The sequence below is a fragment of the Vibrio sp. MarTm2 genome (assembly GCF_027587055.1).
In the GTDB taxonomy this organism is placed as follows: Bacteria; Pseudomonadota; Gammaproteobacteria; order Enterobacterales; family Vibrionaceae; genus Vibrio; species Vibrio sinaloensis_D.
This window is the reverse complement of the sequence record NZ_JAPPTK010000002.1, coordinates 570,457-589,284: the sequence shown is the minus strand read 5'-3', so window position 1 is coordinate 589,284 and position 18,828 is coordinate 570,457. Positions and strand designations below refer to the sequence as shown.

Genomic DNA, 18,828 nt, shown 5'->3' with positions numbered 1-18,828 from the left:
CACAGAATAAAGTTTGGTGCTTTAATAGAAACAAGGTATAAAAGAATGACAAAATCCAACGAGGCTACCTAATGAAACCTTACAAACTAGACAACAAAAAACGCCGCATTCTTAAAAAGCTCTATCTGGGCGAGTTTGCTATGCTTGGCTTTGAAATCAGCTGTGAAACCACTATCACAGACTTTGATAGCTACGATGCGTTCGTTGATGACTTCATCGACTACATCGACAGTCTAGGCCTTTGCTTCGGCGGCGGTGGTCTTGAGCACTTTGAAGGCTTCTTATGTGCTCAAAAGCGTTACATCGACGCAACGGAAGAGCAAAAAGCGCAGGTTATCGCTTGGCTTAAAGCTCGCGGTGAAGTGAAAGCAGTAGAAAGCAGTGAGCTGCTTGACGCAAACTACTTCTAACCTCAATTAAATAAAGCAATAGCGCCTATCACGGCGCTATTTTTTTGTCTGGGACGTTATCGTACCTCTAGGCCAAGCTGGTATTGTGCGAGGCAACGGGCGACGTAGCTGATTTTAAGAAAAGCCGCAATTACGATGGTACTAATGTGCGCAGCAATCTGAACTGGCAAACTGAAGTATTCTGCATAAGGGTATGAAATCAAGACACTTAAGAGCATCGCTAACGTTGTCACGAGCAAAACCACATTTGAGACATTAAGTAATAATTTGAAATTGTCTGTTTTTTGTTGAGCAAACATAAGAACCTCACTAGAACTGCTTTTATTTTCAGTCTTGTTTTTGCACAACCTGTGCCACCTAGAACTCACCAAAAATTTCAACAACTTACTACCAAAACCCTGCACAAAAAAGTCAAATAGACACACATGGAATAGAGTCATTATGACTCTTGAATGTCAATTTAAATATTAAATAAAAATTGAAAACAGATGTTGAACTAGCAATTTTTTATGATAGAGTTCACACGTCAATAAAACAGAGTTATTGACCATCTTTTGCTCATTTTAATGAGTAATTGTTCCGATGAAGACTGCAGGAGAGTGGTTGTTATCTAAATGTTAACATTTAGACAGAATAACTCGCCGAAGAATTAACTATTTCAGGAGCTACTTAGGTAGCGGGGACTGTAGTTGGAGGAACCTCTGGAGAGAACCGTTAAATCGGTCGCCGAAGGAGCAAGCTAAAACGAGTTCGTTTTAGTGAAACTCTCAGGCAAAAGGACAGAGGAGTGGAAAGTACCAACCAGCTATAGACTTCCTGTCTTTTATTAGCTTATTTGAGATCCTTGATCTCTGCTTTTCTCTCTTCTCCTTAGTAATGCTTTATCAATTAAGGGGAAATCATGGATAACCTATACACTTTACTGAAAACCATAGATAGCTTCGTCTGGGGACCACCACTGCTCATTTTGCTTGTTGGTACCGGTGTTTACTTCACTTTTAGCCTCGGCTTAATCCAATTTCGACACCTCCCTACCGCGCTAAAAATGGTCTTTAGTAAAGAAGATTCTAACAAGCAAGGTGACGTATCGAGCTTTGCTGCGCTGTGTACGGCGCTGTCAGCCACCATTGGTACAGGTAACATTGTTGGTGTTGCCACCGCAATCAAACTAGGTGGACCGGGCGCTTTATTCTGGATGTGGCTTGCTGCGCTCTTTGGCATGGCAACTAAATACGCGGAATGTCTATTGGCAGTAAAATATCGCAAGGTTGACGATAACGGCCAGATGGTCGGTGGGCCGATGTACTACCTTCAATATGGCGTGGGTTCGAAGGCATTGGCGGTCCTTTTTGCTGTGTTTGCTTTAGGTGTAGCCTGCTTCGGTATCGGTACCTTCCCGCAAGTGAATGCGATTTTAGATGCGTCTGAAATTTCATTTGGCGTTTCTCGCGAGATTTCAGCGAGCATCCTGACCTTGCTTGTCGCGTTTGTCACTCTTGGTGGTATTCAATCCATCGCCAAAGTTGCTGGTAAAGTTGTTCCAACTATGGCGCTATTTTACGTACTGGCTTGTCTGAGTGTAATCATCATGAACGCCGACAAACTGCTCGACGCTGTCGAACTGGTTCTTGTCTCAGCGTTCACTTCGACCGCCGCTACTGGAGGATTCTTGGGCGCGAGTATTATGCTTGCGATTCAATCGGGTATCGCTCGTGGGGTATTCTCAAACGAGTCTGGCCTTGGCAGTGCGCCGATGGCCGCCGCCGCCGCCAAAACCGACTCTTGTGTAAAGCAAGGTCTCATCTCGATGACAGGCACCTTCTTCGACACCATCATCATCTGTACTATGACAGGCCTTGCGCTGATTCTGACAGGTGCGTGGCAAAGTGATTTTGCTGGGGCTGCAATGACAACGCATGCCTTTGCAGTTGGCTTAAACGCAGACACCTTTGGTCCAATGCTCGTGTCGATTGGTTTGATGTTCTTTGCCTTCACCACCATTCTTGGTTGGAACTACTATGGTGAGCGTTGCGTGGTGTTCTTGTTTGGAACCAAGGCGGTGCTGCCATACAAATTTATCTTCGTGGCTTTGGTGGCGTCGGGCGCCTTCTTGCATCTAGACATGATTTGGATTATCGCCGATATCGTAAATGGCTTGATGGCGATACCTAATCTGATTGGCTTGATTCTCCTACGTAATGTAGTGTTAGAAGAAACCAAACAATACTTTGCAGCGCAGTTCGCTTCGATGAAATCTGCTCAAGCATAAACCAAAAAAACAGCGACTTAGGTCGCTGTTTTTTTTATTGCTCTTCCAGTATCAGTTTAACGCCCAGCCCAACTAACACCATTCCCGTTGTGGCTTCCATCCAGTGCATAAAACGCGCGCTCTGTAACAACGCTTTGGCTTTGGTTAATGCACCAGCCAAGCCACATTGCCAAACCATCGCTATCACAAAGTGAATGCTCGCCATCAAGGTCGATTGCAAAAACGCAGATCCTTCAGGGTTAATAAACTGAGGTAGAAACGCAAGATAGAAGACCGCAGTCTTAGGATTCAAAACATTAGACAAGAAACCTTCACGCAATGACTTCCATAGGCTGAGGCTTTGCGGTTTTGCTGAGATACTCGCTGACTGCGGATCGCCCTTTGCCAAAAACAAGGTTTTTAAACTGCTCAGACCCAGATAGATTAGATAGCCCGCACCGAGCATCTTAACCACATTAAACAGCTCAGCTGATTGCGCCAATAACGCTGAGATTCCAATCGCAGAAAATGTCGCGTGAACAAACAACCCCAAGCAGATCCCAAGGCTAGTCATCGCTCCATCATTAAACCCACCTCGCGAGGAATTGCGTATCACAAGCGCAGTATCAAGCCCCGGAGTTAATGTCAGTATGGTTATCGCAAGTAAAAATGCTTCAAAGTTTGCTATCAAGGTCGCCCCCATTCCGTGGCCCAAATATGCTTCATCTCTGTTATAGCGAGGTTTGCTGGTCTATTTCAACCAATAAATGACCCATGCCAACATTTAGCTCTCACTGACTCAATAGACTTAGCAAATAATAATGTGTTCAATTACTTGGACAGTCGATGGTTGATTGATAGACTTTCGTTTTTATTAGTCACGGAAGGCGAATCATGAGCGCATTCAAAAAACTCACCGATCATTCACTGAAAATCTCTCGCTTTGCGCACTTAGGCGCAATCTGCGGATGGGATCAAGCATCCGTTATGCCAAGTGGCGGTAACCAAGCTCGTTCCGAAGCGATGGCAGAGCTCTCTGTTCACATGCATAACTTACAAACTCAACCACAGCTCAGTGATTGGTTTGCGCAAGCCGAACAAGAAGATCTTTCAACTCAAGAAAAAGCCACACTTCGAGAACTTAAACGTAACTGGCAACAAGCCAACGTACTCCCAGAAGCGCTAGTTGAAGCGAAATCTTTAGCTGGTTCGAAGTGTGAACACGCATGGCGCACCCAACGTGGTGAAAATGATTGGCGAGGTTTTGAGAAGAACTGGGCCGAAGTGGTCAAGTTGTCTCAAGAAGAAGCACAAATTCGTGCGCAAGCAACCGGATTATCGCCATACGATGCGATGCTAGACATATACGAGCCTGGCACCCATTCCGAATCTCTCGACGCCTTGTTTAGTGACGTCAAAACCTGGCTTCCTGCTCTTATCGACGACGTTATCGAAAAACAGTCCTCAGAGCGCTTTATCGAACCTAAAGGACAGTTTGCTACTGAGCAGCAAAAAGCCATGGGATTAGATGTGATGAAGCTGCTGCAGTTTGACTTTAATCACGGTCGCTTGGATGAAAGTGTTCACCCGTTTTGCGGCGGCGTTCCTACCGATGTTCGTATCACCACTCGCTACGACGAAAATGAGTTCGTCCAATCGCTGATGGGGATCGTGCACGAAACTGGCCATGCGCGTTACGAACAAGGGTTGCCTAAATCTCTAGCGGGACTGCCTTCAGGTGAAGCTCGCTCTATGGGTATTCACGAATCTCAGTCACTCTTTTTTGAGATGCAAGTTGGCCGCAGTGACGCGTTTATCGCTCATCTATCACGCCTTGCAGGTCAGCATTTTGCTGCTCACGATCAAGCACTCTTCTCTCAAGATAACTTCCAAAAACTCTACACTCGCGTAAAGAAAGATTTTATCCGTGTTGATGCCGATGAACTAACTTACCCTGCCCACGTTATTTTGCGCTACGAGATCGAGCGAGACTTAATTAACGGTAAGATTAAGCATACTGATGTCCCTGAACTTTGGAATCAGAAGATGCAGCAATATCTGGGTTTGTCGACAGAAGGCAACTTTAAAAATGGTTGTATGCAAGACATTCACTGGACTGATGGCGCGTTCGGATATTTCCCTTCCTACACTCTAGGCGCGATGTACGCGGCGCAATTTATGGCATCGATGAAGAAAACCGTTGACGTCGAAGGCGCCATTGAAAGCGGCGATTTGTCACCTATCTTTACATGGCTATCGGAGAACATCTGGAGGCAAGCTAGCCTTCTTTCCACTGATGAGCTGGTAACACAAGCAACAGGCGACACACTCAACGCTCTGCACTTTAAGAAGCATTTGCAAAATCGTTACTTGTAATCATAAAAAGCAGCCTATCGGCTGCTTTTTTTGAACCATCCAGTCGATACCCTAGCCCATCGTTCAAGAGCCACTAAAAAATAAAACCGCTCAACTAACCACCAACTTAAATATTAAAACAATCAATAGGAATAATAAAAAATAAGAATCCACTCGCAATATCGATGTAAAACACTGAAGTAAATCAGAATACTTATCTCATTATCAATAAACTACATCATTAGTTGATAATCTAAGTCTAATTTAGGGTTATGTGTCTTTACACAACCTAGCGACATCGCCTTTTACCCCGCTTGGCGCTATTCAGGAAAGTAACATGGATATTGAAGGCTTCACTGATTTAGTTGAAATCTACAACGGACATCAGAGCAAAATTTATAAAGGGTTTAAGAAAGGCTGTGACATAGCCGTCACCCTTAAGATTCCCGCAAACGAGTTCCCAGAACAAAAGCATTTATCTGCGCTTGGTAGAGAACATCGAATTCTTAATGCACTTAGTGGGAAAGGTATTCCCACTCCACATGGTTTCCTCGAACTCAAGAATTCGGCTGTACTGGTCAGAGAATGGATTGAAGGCCAATCTCTACGTGCATACCAACAGCAGCGTGACCTAACACTCGAGCAAGCACTTGAAATAGGAGCCGAGATATCTCGTATTCTATCACTCGTCCACAGACAGAACTTCTGTCATCGCGATATTTCGCCTAGCAACGTGATTATTGGCCACGGTGGAGAAGTGTCATTAATCGATTTCTGTTCATCAATTGAGTTTCCAGACCGAGCAAGAAATATCGTAAAACCCCTTTCCGTTGAAGGGTCACGACCTTATATGTCTCCAGAACAAACTGGGCGAATGAACTGCGGTTTGGATTACCGAACCGATTTCTATTCGCTTGGCGTACTGTTATACGAACTGTTTACGGGACACCTCCCTTTCAGTACTAAAGACACCAATGAGCTCATCTATAGCCACATCGCACTTGACCCAGAGCCGCTGTTTAACATTAAGCCAAGTCTTCCCAGTGTTGTCTCAGACATCGTTATTAAGCTAATGAGCAAATCACCTAACGATCGCTATCAAAGCGCAGAAGGCATTCAGGCTGACCTTAGTTATTGTTTAGCATCAATTAGAAAAAGCGGCACCGTCGAACCCTTCGAATTAGGCGCTAATGATCTCAATGATCGCCTAATTATCCCTGATAAAATCTATGGGCGTGACAACGAGGTAAACAAGCTTCTAGAATCCTTTCATTGTGCAGCAGACGGAGAAGGACAACTCGTATTCGTTTCAGGACATTCTGGCATTGGCAAAACGTCACTCATCCGTGAATTATACAAACCACTAACGTCAAAAGGTGGATACATTACGAATGGTAAATACGACCAACTACTTCGCCACCAGCCATATTCAGCGTTTACTCAAGCGATCACCAGATTAATTCGGCAAATCATGTCTGAAGGAGAAGACAGTATTCAGCCTTGGAAGAAACTTATCGTCGAGAGCTTGGGTGCCAATGGCCAAGTACTGATTGATATTCTTCCTGATTTGGAACTGCTCATTGGCCCACAACCCAATGTTCCAGCTCTTTCAACTGAAGCAGCCTCTACCCGATTTAACACGACATTTTTCAATCTCGTCAGCGCATTAGGCAAAGCCGACAAACCCTTGGTGCTGTTCATTGACGATTTACAGTGGATCGATCCTCCAAGTTTATCTCTACTAGAAACGCTCGCTCCTAGCTTGAACCGTTCAAACTTGATGGTTATCGGCGCTTATCGGGACAACGAAGTGCTCGAACATCACCCATTGATGATATCCATGCCTTCACTAAAGCACGATTGTAAAAACGTCATAGACATCCAGTTGAAAGAATTAGCTGGGCCTGTGATTGGTGAACTTTTACGCGACACCATAGAGCTTACAACAGAGTATAATCAACAACTTAACCAAGTTTTATGTGACAGAACAGGCGGTAATCCACTTATCTATAAAACCATGCTGAGTATGCTCTATTCGAAAGGCAGTATTTTTTTCAATTATGTGAGTAAGCATTGGGATTTTCACTGGGATGAGATTCATGCGACCCCTCCAGCAGAAAACTCTATCGCAATGTTACAAAGCAACATGGTAAATCTTGCAGTAGAGACGTTGGATTTACTCAAATCGGCGGCTTGCGTTGGTAATACTTTCAACTTGGAGCTGCTATCCGGCTTATCTCAACAACCTAAATCAAGCGTCGCAGTGCATCTGATTCCCGCTGTATCTCAAGGCTATATCCAACCTTTAGATGACCATTTTGAATTGAATACAGCAAGTGGCGCTGAGCGATTACCCGATATCCAATTCGCTTTTTCTCACGACAGAATCCAGCAAGCTGCATATAGCTTACTTTCTGACGAGCAGTGTGAAGAAATGCATTGGGTAATTGGTCGATATCTTCTGAACCATAGTGATCAGTCGGGTGACCATTTGTTTGACCTAGTAGAACACTTAAATCAAGGTTGCCAATACGCGACAGCGAATGAAAAAACAGAATTGGTTGAGTTGAATTTAAAAGCGGCTAAATCGGCAAAAAAATCCGCCGCCTTCACCATTGCTCATTCCTGTCTAGTTCATGCCAAAGACCTTCTCACTGAACTAGGAGACAATCCAAGGTCACAACTGTCGACTACCGTTGATCTTGAGCTTGCTCAAGCCTGCTATCTTGTCGGCGAATTTGATAATGCAGAACAACTCTATACAAAGCTGAGAGACTCATTAACAAGTGAGCAAGATAAACTCCAATTGTACAATATCCAAGCAAAGCAATACCATCATCAAGGCCTATACCAAAAGTCGGTTGAATTCGAGTATGAAGCACTGCGTTTACTAGGAATAAGCTTGCCTGATGATGACCAATCGCTGCTAGAACTCTTTGGCAAAGAGAAAACGTCCATCGAGGCCCTGCTTGATAACCTAAGTATCGAGGATATTTTTCATCAAAGTGATAACGAAGACCCGAAGTTTAGCTTAACTCATGAGCTATTATTCGATGCTTTTACTGATGGCTACTTATTAGGCAAAGGCCCATTACTTGCTGCAGTTGCGGCAATTAGTACTCGCCTATCTTTACAGCAGGGTAACTGCAATGTCACTTCCGCAGGCCTGATAAACTACGCAACCGTTTTGTGCTCAAGCGGTGAGTACCGCCTAGGCCACAGAATAGGCCAATTAGCTATCAGATTGGCGGACAAATATCAGAGCCCGGTATTTAAAAATTATACCTATCACGTATTCTCATTAGGAATAAACCATTGGCTCGAGCCGCTAAAAAGCAGTTATTACTATTGGTATGATGCTTCAAAGCTGTCGCTTGAATCCGGTTCTCCCTATGCTGGCTGGGTGTTTTTGCAAATGCCTCACGTACTGTTAGCTTCTGGCGATCTTTTGGACAACGTTGCAGAGCAATCAGCCGCGAGTTTGGACTACCTAACGTCAAATCACCTGACGGATGTGGCGCAACTGCTGAAGATCATCGTTTTGCAGCCTCTCAAGCATCTAAGAGGAGAAACGCCCTCCTTTTCCTCTCTTGATGACGACAACTTTTCGACTGCTCAGCTAATGGAAGAGTACCAGAACGCCCCATTCTTCCTCGGTCACACTGTTTACTCTGTGTTGAGAGCGTCATTATTGGCAAAAGAAACCATACCAACCAGTACGCTCAAAGAATGGTTGCCTTTAATCGAAAACACTGTCCAAGCTCAGATCATACAAGTCGACAGCTACCTTTACACTGGTCTGCATTTAGCAACGAACATAGGTCAACTCGCTAAGGATGAGCGCGATGAACAATTAGCTTGGTTAGATGAGATTATTGCTAAGTTCGAAGCATGGGCAGAGCTTTGTCCTTACAACTTTAAGCATAAGTATCTGTTGCTTAAAGCCGAACGTTTCAGACTGAGCAAAGATGTACTTTCCGCATTTGACCACTATGAACTCGCAAGAGAATGCGCCCTGGAGTCTCGCTTTCTATTTGATGCAGCACTGACCGATGAGTGCGCTGGACTGTTTTGGCAAGACGCAGGCAAGCCATATCAGGCTCAATCATACCTTACTCGCGCCTTGGAAGGTTACGAGCAGTGGGGGGCAAAAGGTAAAGTACAATGGCTGCGTGAGCGTTATCCTAGCCTAATAAATCAGAAAACTCTCTCTTCAACGGCTTTCAACGTCACTCTAGATTCAACTCTGGGTACTGAAGATTTTTCGTCAATACTCGATATGGGTTCTGTTCTTAAGGCTTCTCAAGCGGTCTCTCAGCACATTAATATGGACACCTTAGCTGAGGAATTACTTAACCTAGCCGTAGAAAACGCCGGAGCAACAAGAGGCTTGCTGCTACTTGAAACCGGCGGAGAGTTCATCGTGACGCAAAAAGTGACCGTTGACGATTCCAGTGACGATAAGCGTGGTTTGAACACTCCGTACTCCAAGTCCCATTGCTTATCTCGCTCGATTGTTCGTTACGTTATCAATGCCAAAACCCACGTACTCTATACGCCAAACGAAGACGGTAATCAGTTTGAACGCTGCCCATACCTAGAGAACAAGGATTCCCTATCCGTTCTCTGTGTCCCTATTATTCGTCAAAACAAGTTATCTGGCGTGCTCTATTTAGAAAACAACCACACCGCTCAAGCCTTTCAAGCTGATCGAGTACAGACGCTCAACATTATCGCTTCGCAAGCCGCGATCTCACTTGAAAATGCGAGAATGTTTTCCGATCTTGAGCAGATGAATAACAACCTAGAGGGGCTAGTTCAAGAGCGAACGAAAGAACTCTACCAGGCGAATGAACAGCTGCGTGAAACCAATAAAGCGCTCTACCAATTGTCGACCACAGATCAATTAACTGGGCTCTATAACCGCCGGTATGCTGAAGAAACCTTGACGCATGCTTTAACGCAATTGAGTGAACATAACGAGCCTCTGTCTCTTCTTATGCTAGATGTCGATAACTTTAAAAGTATTAATGACCAGTTTGGTCATAGCTCAGGCGATCACATTCTGACAAATGTCTCTCATTCTATTAAACACTCTATATCCTCCGAAGATACCCCCGCACGCTGGGGAGGCGAGGAATTTCTTATCGTATGCAAAACAAACATTGAAGCCGCAAATATCAGCGCAGAGAAAATTGGTCGGGTCATTGCCGAGCAAGACAATAGCCCAGCGCACTCTGTCACCGTCAGCATTGGCGTTACGCCCGCTCTATATTCCGACACTATCGATTCACTTCTGAGTCGCGTGGATAAAGCGCTATATGAAGCGAAAAACAATGGCAGAAACCAAGTGGTCATTCGATTGAAGTAAAAGGAGTTTGGAGTACCTCATGACTGCCTTTGAATACCTGAAAGAGCAACCAGGCGTAGAGATCGTCAGATACCCTGATGGACGAATCGATAATGAAGTGGAAGGGCCACCGATAGTCCTATCACCATTCCCAATGTCATTCTTTTACTGGCGCGACCAATATGGCGTGCTATGGGAAATGGAATGTGGGCAAGCAAAAGGTTACTTAAGGGGTATCTAGAGTCTAAATGGTGCAAGGGTATAGGTTAATATTCCATGCCCTTTTATTTGTTTGTCAAAAAAGGACTAATGAAAAATGCAATATGGAAAACGTGCCTTTTCAATCGGTTTAATTCTACTTACCCTACTCTTACCGCTTAAAGCCCTAGCTTCTGACGTATTGCATGTTCAGTTATTTTTCGGTTTATCTATTCCAAACGGTGGAAACGTTAGCCAAACCGAGTGGAACGATTTTGTCTCAGACCACATCGCCTCTCGCTTCGATGGCTTTAATATTGTTGATTCGACAGGCTACTGGAAAGGCAAAGCAGAAACATCCAAGATTGTCACTATCATCCTTAAACAGGAAGAGCTCGGTAAAGCAGAATCAATAGCCCATGCCTACGCAACGCTCTATCACCAAGACTCAGTCATGCTGGTTCAAAGCCCAGTTACTCAGTGGGAGTTTGTCGAGCAAAAATAACCGCACGCATTGTGATCGTTGTTAGGCTCTTCCCGATATCAGATCTACCCCGTCGCAATTAAAGAAACGATTCATTGAACAAGAGCAAATCGATAAAGATTTGGTTACACTGAAGTCGACAGGTTCTAAAACGGAATAGACTTTGCTGACTGACTACACACTGACATTCGCTACTGCCAACCTCTTCAATTTTGTAGAGCCGCCATCGGCATTCTATGATTTTGACAACATCTATGAGAAAGAGGCGTGGGAGGGAAAATGTCGTTGGACGAAAAATCGCTTAATGAGCTTTGATGCTGACATTATCGGTCTGCAGGAAGTTTTCAGCATTGAGGCGGCTAGACGTTTATGCGCCGCAATGGGTTTCCCCCACTTTGCAACCGTTGAAACCCCACATGTGGAAGACGACTATATTTATTCAAAACCCGTTGTCGCTATTGCCTCAAAGTTTCCGATCAAGCAGGTAATGCCTGTCACCCCATTGACGGAATTGTTTAGCGGCTACCCTGTCCTTTTACCAGAGTTCAGTCGACACCCCATCTTTGCTATTGTTGAGGTACCTGAACTAGGAGACATCGCTGTATATGTTTGTCATTTGAAGTCACAGCGTCCCACGGAAAATGACGACAACGGTGAAGAGCAACCTCTCGTAGGTCATTGGCTCTCTTTTCAGCAACGAGGTTGGGAAGCGGTCATGCTGCGTTTGTTTATGGAACATGAATATCAGCGTAGCCCCTGTCCAACGTTGCTTATGGGAGATATGAATCAGTCATTAGACAGTGATTCAACAGGCTTACTGGTGAAAGATACGGGCATTGAGCGTGGGTTGAGACTAGTAGACAGTTGGCAGCTGTATAACGCTGAAGGGAAATTCCAGCGCACACCCACTCACTACCACTTTGCGAATGGAAATGTTCTTGACTATATCTTGGTCTCACAAGAGTTCCAGGCAAACTCTCAAGTATCGCTCGCTGATATTATTGACTATCAAGTCGCTGATACCCATCTTATTAACCCAAGCTATGAGCAAGACAAATATGCAAGCGATCACGCGTTTGTGTCCATAACCACGCGTTTCGTATTGTAATCTAGGGGAGGTACTGAGCATGACACAAATCGAGCAACCACTTGTGACACCAAACACATGGCATACTGTCGAAAATGGAAAACTCTTTTGGTCGCCTAATTTCATCCCTTCTGGCGAAGCAAGCCGATTGTTCGAGCAACTCAATCAACAAATCCGTTGGCGAGAAGATGAGATCACGCTTTTTGGCAAACGCATGCCGATCCCTCGACTTCAATGTTGGTACGGGGACTCACCCTATCGCTATTCCAATTTAACCATGCCCCCTGAACCGTGGTTGCCGACCTTACTTGACCTTAAACGCCGCTGTGAATCTGCCGCCGATGCACCGTTTAACTCGGTTCTCGCCAACCTCTACCGCAACGGTCAAGACTCCAATGGATGGCACAGTGACAACGAACCAGAGTTAGGGATAAACCCAATAATCGCCTCTTTGAGCTTTGGCGAGACAAGAAGGTTTCACCTAAAGCACAAACAATCAAAACAGAAGATGACCTTTGACCTCACATCGGGGAGCTTATTGATCATGGCTGGGGAAATGCAGCACCACTGGCTCCATACGTTAGCCAAAACCAAACAACAGCGAGCCGCAAGAATTAACCTTACTTTTCGTTATCTTGTCGAATAGTTGGCTGGAGAAAAATAAGGTTCACTTAGTTTTCAGATCATATAGATAATACCGTTTACCCCCACGATAAAACCTCCAACTTTTTCTACAACTTTCTCAAATCATATCAACCTAGTTTACCACTTGCAGATGAGACTCTCGGCGTACACTTCATAATAGTTAATGACTATTGTGTTGGAAATAACAATGAGCTTGATTGCAAATAATTACACACAAATTTTCATTGTATTTACCTGTCTATTAGCTGGTTTTAATTTGCACGCCCAATCTTTGACCATGGATATCGAAGGTCACATTAGCAATCGATGTGAAATTTCTTTTAATCAAGGAAATGAAATAAACCTCTCGCATAAAAGGTTAGAGACACTACCTTTCGAGTTGTATTGCAACCAACCATTCCTAATTGAGGTTTCTTCACACAACGGAGGACTAAAACTAGTGAGTGAAAACACTAATATTGTTGAAGATTATATTTTTGAAGTACAAATCGACAAAACAAAAACTCGCTTTAAGTCGGAAAGTAAAGACTTAACTAATGTAAATAGAATTAGCAGCTTTGGCGTTATTCCATTCTCATCAACTGGAGAATTGAGAGTGACGTTAGAACGTGGCCTTCTCTACGCAGGCCATTATCGAGATACTGTTGAAATAGACATCATCCCCTCTATTCTCAGTACAGTGAAGTAGAAACTCAGCCTATTTAGGTAGGCTCCATAGCTCGTCGGAAACGGGCTAAACATAATGTTTCAATTTGAGTTAAAGGAATTTTCTTATGAAAAAACTAACTTTTTGTGCCGCTGCGGTCACCGCTGTTTTGACAACACCTATTCACGCTGCGCCAGGCGATGTACAACTCGTCGGTTACGTCGCACCAGTGTGTGAAGTGTCAGGTCTTGCAACACAACTTGTTGATCTGGGTTTGGTTACTAGTACTCAGTCTGTTTCTATTCCCCTAGCAATTCAATGTAACGACATTGATGGCGCGACCGTAAAACTCACCAGTGCGGAAGGTGGTCTAGAGTCTGACGATAGAGAAGACTACGCTCTGACATATACAGCAACCTTCACTCCTGCAGGTTTGGCCGCGCTTGTTTTAAACGCGCCTGGTGGTCCGGGGCCAAATGACGTATCCAACGAGATTTCATACCCAGGCTCATCAACTCTTGCGACTGGTGTAGCTGCAACACTGGACGTTGCAACAACAGAAACTGCTGCGTGGGCAGGTGGTTACTCAGACACGTTGACCGTAAACATTACTTCGAACTAATGCCACTCGTTAGGAGGCTGTGTTTACGCAGTCTCCTTTTTATTCAACTTTTAATCGGAGCCAAACATGTTGCGCTGGATGAGTTTTATTGGATTATTGATTGTTTCTTTAACGGCGCATGCCTACCGTGTCGAGCCCATGATTGCCGAAATGGAGCCTATCGGAAAACGTGCCCAAATGACAATGCGCATTGACAACACGTCATCCAAGCCACTTACCGTCGAACTTTACCCACTCTCCATGACTATGGACCAATATGGTAATGAGACCATTTCTCCCGCTGATGATGACCTCTTAGTTATCCCGGTTACAGCAATTGTTAAACCAGGTCGTTCTCAATCTGTCATGGTTCGATACTTGGGTGATCCTTCAATCTCTCAATCTAAGTCGTACCGAGTCGCGGTTAAACAGGTAAAAGTAGAAAACTCTAAAGAAGAGAGCGGGCAAATGGGCTTGCTACTACAGTTCAATACGCTGGTAAACATTCGTCCCAAGAACACCAATCCAAAGCTAAGCATCCGAAGCGTTACACAAAAAGACGCGAAATGGCTTGTCGAAGTTGAAAATAACGGCGACAGCTATGGGCGACTCTCCAGAACGAACTGGACATTGGATGACGGAAATAATTCTCTATATTTAAAAGGCGTTGAGATCAGTAAATTAATTGCGGGAACTCTAGTGCTTCCATATTCTACCCGCTTCTTTGAGATGACACCAATTGATAACTTTAATGTACGAAAATTAAAAATAGATATTGCCGAGGAAGAGTAATATGCACAGAATTGCTATAGGGCTACTATTTACTTTATTTGCTTTCAACTCCTATGGCATTGTTCTGTCACCAACAACCCTGGAATATAATATTTCTAAAAATCAATCAGGAAAGATAGTTCTAACCAACAACTCCACTGAACGTGTAGCCATTGAAGCGAATGTATTTAAACTTAAGTTCAACGACAAGGGCCAACTTTATGAACGGCAGCCCGACGACAGTTCATTACTTATATTTCCTATGGCCGTCATTTTAAAACCAGATGAAAGCCAACTCTTTCGATTGCAGTGGTTGGACAGTAAGTACCTTGACCAATCTGAGAGTTATTTTGTTAGATTCAGTCAAATAAATCTCAAGACACCTAATGAAGATAACCAAGGTGTAGTACCAAGCGTCAACTTTCAAATTCACTACAATACGTTGGTTCATGTCTATTCAGATAATAATAAACCCAATGTGATATTACGTGTTAGTAACCGAGGTCTAGCAAAATTGGAAAACAATGGTAATCGTTTTATATATTCCAGCCAACTGTCTTTTCAATTTCCTTCTGGCGCTATGAATCATTTAGAGGATAGTTTTGGCGAGTATTTTATCCCTCCATATTCCTATGTCGAGTTGAGTGAGCCAGTCGATATTCCAATGGGAAATTACTATGGCCAAGAAAATAACTAATGTTGTCCGACACATCCTCCTTACTTCCTTGTGCCTATGGTTGTTAGGGATATCCAAGCCATACGCTAGCCAAACTGAGGTCGTGTTAAATCCCACGGGTCGTTATTTGGAGCTTTCTTCCCTACTCAAAGTCAGCGATACCGTTCTTGGCGAGGCGCTGATCACCATTACCGCTGATAACGAGATCGAGCTACCTAAACAAAGCACTATAACCCTGCTTTCCAGCTTGGTTTCTGAGGAGACAATTAGAAAGCTCGAGCAAGCGCAGAATCCAAACCGTCTCACCAAAGATGACTTCCAACGTGCTGGGCTAGATATGACATTCGACCTCTCTACGCTTGAGTGCATCATTACCGTGCCATCCGATGCAGGGCTCACAAGAAATATTTCACTGGAGAAGGATAATAGTGGTTTCGAGTACCTCTCACCACAGTTTGTCTCTGGATACCTCAACGTTAGTGTCAATGCGAATACTAGCCAATCCATCGACGTTGACAGAGAGCGCATCGACTCGTATAGCTCTCGATTTGACGCGGGCTTCACTCTAGGCAAGCTAAACCTAGAATATGAATCTGCGTTTGAAAACAGCACCAACAGTGATTCTATTTATGTACGTGAAGGAACACGGTTGAATTTCGATATCCCAAGCCAAGGAACTCGAGTCGTTGTAGGCGATATGTTCAACACAGGAAAACTATTGCAAGATGCAACCGATGTATTCGGGCTAGGCATAACAAGAGACTTTACACTCATACCAACACGCAATGTAAGACCAAAAGCCAATCAGTCCTTTACGTTACAAAGAACATCCAGTGTTGACGTTGTGGTCGATGGCGTCGTCGTACAACGCCTCACTCTTGGCGCGGGTAGTTATAACCTCAACGATATTCCATTAGCGCAGGGAAACAATGACGTAGAACTGCTCATTACCGACCCAAGTGGCGCTCAGGAGCTTATAGAGTTTTCCGTTGCTACTGGTAACGATCTTCTTAACTCTGGGGAATTTGAATACAGCGTAATGTACGGAGTACCCAGCCAACGCAAAGAAAGACAAATTGAGTACCTAACGGACCAAAAGGTTTTTCATGGCTACTTGGATATCGGCTTTACACCTTGGATGACCGGGGGAATAAACGCCCAAACCAGAGACGATCTGTACCAATATGGTGGAACGGTTCTGCTTGCCTCGCCGTTGGGTGTAACCGAGTTTTCTCCCTCTTTTAGTCACCATCCGACATTGGGTTCTGGGCGTGCTTACCGTCTCGCTTTCGACGCGGAGTTTGATGATGATAATCGCCTAAGACCGCAATTAAGCTTCATTTATGAGTATCAATCCGAGCATTATGCGGGCGTAAATAGCCACGACGTGACTGACTCCCCTATAAATCCGACTACCCATTATGCGTCACTGTTTGGTTCGATGTATCTGGTAGACAACATACGATCCGCTCTTTCAGTTGGTTATAGTTCTGGAGTCGACCGAGACAAAGACTATGTCACCGTAAGTCCCAGTTTGTCTGGTTCCTTCTTTGCGACACCGGCGACTTGGAGCACAAAACTCAACTATCGATACAATAAAATCGAGGATGACGACTGGAGCGCCTCCATCACGCTAAGTTGGCCGTTTGGTAAAACAACTCGACTGGTTGGGCGCTACAACAGCGACACTGACCAAGCCTCACTTGACTACACGTACCAAAATAACATTGGGAACACTGGTGGTGTGTCGAGTTTCGCCTCAATCACACGCAACCGAGATGTCGATACAAGTGTTGACATGGGAGTCAACTACACTGGGAATCAATTCATCGCTAACGCGGATCATACTACACGTGTTGATAGTTACAGTGAGCAGACTCGAAGCCACAACACCCGTGTGGAACTCAGCAGTGCCATCGCCTTTGCCGGAACTAAACTTGCTGTTGGTCGCCCAGTCCGGGATGCCTTTGCTATCGTCACTAAGCACTCGAGTCTCAGAGAAAACCGCCTCACCATAGAACCCAGCAATGGTGGTGAACACGCACGTGTGCACAGTGATGGTGAGAGTAGCGCACTTGTCCCTGATTTAGTTGCATACAACACAAGACTACTCACCTACGACGTTGAAGACCTGCCCCCTGGGTATGACTTAGGTGACGGTGCTTTTTGGCTAAACCCAGGATATAAACAAGGCTACTTACTTCAAGTGGGCTCTGATGCCGTTCTAACGGTAATCGGTACCCTCATTGACCCAAATACAAATGCGCCAATTTCGCTAATTGCAGGCAAAGCATATCGCACTGACGAAACACAAGACCCAATTGAATTCTTCACTAACCGAAACGGTTTGTTCGCAATATCTGGCCTAAAAGCGGGCGCATACACACTGATTTTAAGCAACAAACGTCAGCAATCAGTCACCATAACGCTTAGCCCAAACAGTGAGGTTCTCATTCGCTTAGGAGATTTATATGTTGAATAAAATCCATGCACAAACTTTGGCACTTTCGCTTATGCTCTGTTCAACATTCGCCTTTGGTCAATGTGAACTCAGAGGGTTAGCCCTAGAAACTCTGTCCGAGCAGACAAACTACAACGTACTTTCCTCCTCTCAGTTCTCAGTATCAAACAACTACAGAGTTGCCGCTGAATTTATCGGACAAGATTGCGTTGCAACCATCACAGTCGAACTTGAAGACGGAAACAAAAGCCTTCTCAACGGAGCGAACGAAGCGTTAATTTTTGAGTGGTTTGGCCAAGGGCATTTAAGCGGTAACCAATGGAAAGTTGAACTGACAAGCCAACAACCTACAACCACATTTCAACTGCGCTACCCTTCACTCCAATGGATTGAGGCCGGAAACTATCAGGGCAAACTAGAAGTAAGCCTTCTCAACCAGCCATCAACAAGTTCATCGTTAACGTTCACCAAAACACTGCCTATTTCAATGACTGTACTACCAATTGCAAAAATTCAGTTTTATGGTTTGGCTCAGAATTATTACCAATTGGATATGGGTGAACTGAGTTCGCATAAAATCATTACTTCCGCACCTAAACTTTGGGTCCAAACCAACTCCGGTTATTCAATATCGGTAAGCTCAGACAACCAAGGAAAGCTCCGGCATGAGAGCGACGACAATAACTGGGATATCGACTACTCAATGAGTATCGAACAACGGCGACTAGACCTAAGACAAACCATCGCCCAACTCACTCGTAACCAGCCCACTTCTGGCTCACCAATGGACATTCAATTTGAGGTGGGTGACACAAACAATAGGCCTGGAGGCAAATACAGAGACACGATACAGATCTCGATTGAGCCGAATTTGACTCTCCAACCCTGAGAATTCT

At 44.5% G+C, this 18,828-nt stretch carries 16 protein-coding genes and 1 riboswitch; of the genes, 14 read left to right on the top strand and 2 right to left on the bottom strand.

Annotated elements, in window-relative coordinates; genetic code table 11:
• The first annotated feature begins 71 nt into the window (after positions 1–71).
• Positions 72–410, top strand: coding sequence for a YggL family protein (locus tag OH458_RS07100; RefSeq protein ID WP_269977765.1), 339 nt, complete (start codon positions 72–74; stop codon positions 408–410).
• 56 nt (positions 411–466) lie between these two features.
• Here the strand turns inward: OH458_RS07100 and OH458_RS07095 are convergent, their stop codons facing one another.
• Positions 467–709, bottom strand: coding sequence for a hypothetical protein (locus tag OH458_RS07095; protein ID WP_039626605.1), 243 nt, complete (start codon positions 707–709; stop codon positions 467–469).
• A 399-nt stretch (positions 710–1,108) separates the two neighbouring features.
• A riboswitch (glycine riboswitch) is annotated at positions 1,109–1,196 on the top strand.
• 115 nt (positions 1,197–1,311) lie between these two features.
• Between OH458_RS07095 and OH458_RS07090 the strand changes: the two genes are divergently transcribed.
• Entirely contained in the window at positions 1,312–2,679 is a 1,368-nt protein-coding gene (locus OH458_RS07090; protein ID WP_038215043.1) for an alanine/glycine:cation symporter family protein, read from the top strand.
• Positions 2,680–2,713: 34 nt separating this feature from the next.
• On the opposite strand, the gene OH458_RS07085 is transcribed toward OH458_RS07090, so the two are convergent.
• Positions 2,714–3,361 (bottom strand): LysE family translocator, encoded by a 648-nt coding sequence (locus tag OH458_RS07085; RefSeq protein ID WP_269977847.1) that lies wholly within the window; start codon positions 3,359–3,361, stop codon positions 2,714–2,716.
• A gap of 191 nt (positions 3,362–3,552) precedes the next feature.
• Here OH458_RS07085 and OH458_RS07080 point away from each other — a divergent pair, with 191 nt between their 5' ends.
• The 12 genes from OH458_RS07080 (at position 3,553) to OH458_RS07025 (ending at position 18,821) form a co-directional block, all read left to right on the top strand.
• Positions 3,553–5,034 carry a carboxypeptidase M32 gene (locus OH458_RS07080; protein WP_269977764.1) on the top strand — a complete coding sequence of 494 codons (1,482 nt, stop codon included), beginning with the start codon at positions 3,553–3,555 and terminating at the stop codon, positions 5,032–5,034.
• A 316-nt stretch (positions 5,035–5,350) separates the two neighbouring features.
• Positions 5,351–10,384, top strand: a complete 5,034-nt coding sequence (locus tag OH458_RS07075; protein WP_269977763.1) for a diguanylate cyclase — start codon at positions 5,351–5,353, stop codon at positions 10,382–10,384.
• A gap of 19 nt (positions 10,385–10,403) precedes the next feature.
• A complete protein-coding gene (locus OH458_RS07070; protein ID WP_269977762.1) occupies positions 10,404–10,604 on the top strand; it encodes a hypothetical protein in 201 nt (66 codons plus the stop codon).
• A gap of 75 nt (positions 10,605–10,679) precedes the next feature.
• Entirely contained in the window at positions 10,680–11,066 is a 387-nt protein-coding gene (locus tag OH458_RS07065; protein WP_269977761.1) for a DUF3574 domain-containing protein, read from the top strand.
• A gap of 142 nt (positions 11,067–11,208) precedes the next feature.
• Positions 11,209–12,153, top strand: a complete 945-nt coding sequence (locus OH458_RS07060) for an endonuclease/exonuclease/phosphatase family protein (RefSeq protein WP_269977760.1) — start codon at positions 11,209–11,211, stop codon at positions 12,151–12,153.
• Between the two features lie 19 nt (positions 12,154–12,172).
• On the top strand, positions 12,173–12,778 hold the full coding sequence (locus OH458_RS07055; protein WP_269977759.1) for an alpha-ketoglutarate-dependent dioxygenase AlkB family protein: 606 nt from the start codon (positions 12,173–12,175) through the stop codon (positions 12,776–12,778).
• Positions 12,779–12,964: 186 nt separating this feature from the next.
• Positions 12,965–13,465, top strand: a complete 501-nt coding sequence (locus OH458_RS07050) for a hypothetical protein (RefSeq protein ID WP_269977758.1) — start codon at positions 12,965–12,967, stop codon at positions 13,463–13,465.
• Positions 13,466–13,550: 85 nt separating this feature from the next.
• Positions 13,551–14,045: a hypothetical protein gene (locus tag OH458_RS07045; RefSeq protein WP_269977757.1), complete on the top strand. Its 495-nt coding sequence runs from the start codon at positions 13,551–13,553 to the stop codon at positions 14,043–14,045.
• A gap of 66 nt (positions 14,046–14,111) precedes the next feature.
• A complete protein-coding gene (locus OH458_RS07040; protein WP_269977756.1) occupies positions 14,112–14,816 on the top strand; it encodes a molecular chaperone in 705 nt (234 codons plus the stop codon).
• A gap of 1 nt (position 14,817) precedes the next feature.
• Positions 14,818–15,492 (top strand): fimbria/pilus periplasmic chaperone, encoded by a 675-nt coding sequence (locus OH458_RS07035; RefSeq protein WP_269977755.1) that lies wholly within the window; start codon positions 14,818–14,820, stop codon positions 15,490–15,492.
• Positions 15,473–17,953, top strand: a complete 2,481-nt coding sequence (locus OH458_RS07030) for a fimbria/pilus outer membrane usher protein (protein WP_269977754.1) — start codon at positions 15,473–15,475, stop codon at positions 17,951–17,953. The genes OH458_RS07035 and OH458_RS07030 overlap by 20 nt, the downstream gene beginning before the upstream one ends.
• Positions 17,943–18,821 (top strand): hypothetical protein, encoded by an 879-nt coding sequence (locus tag OH458_RS07025; RefSeq protein ID WP_269977753.1) that lies wholly within the window; start codon positions 17,943–17,945, stop codon positions 18,819–18,821. Before OH458_RS07030 ends, OH458_RS07025 begins: the two co-directional genes overlap by 11 nt.
• Positions 18,822–18,828 lie beyond the last annotated feature (7 nt).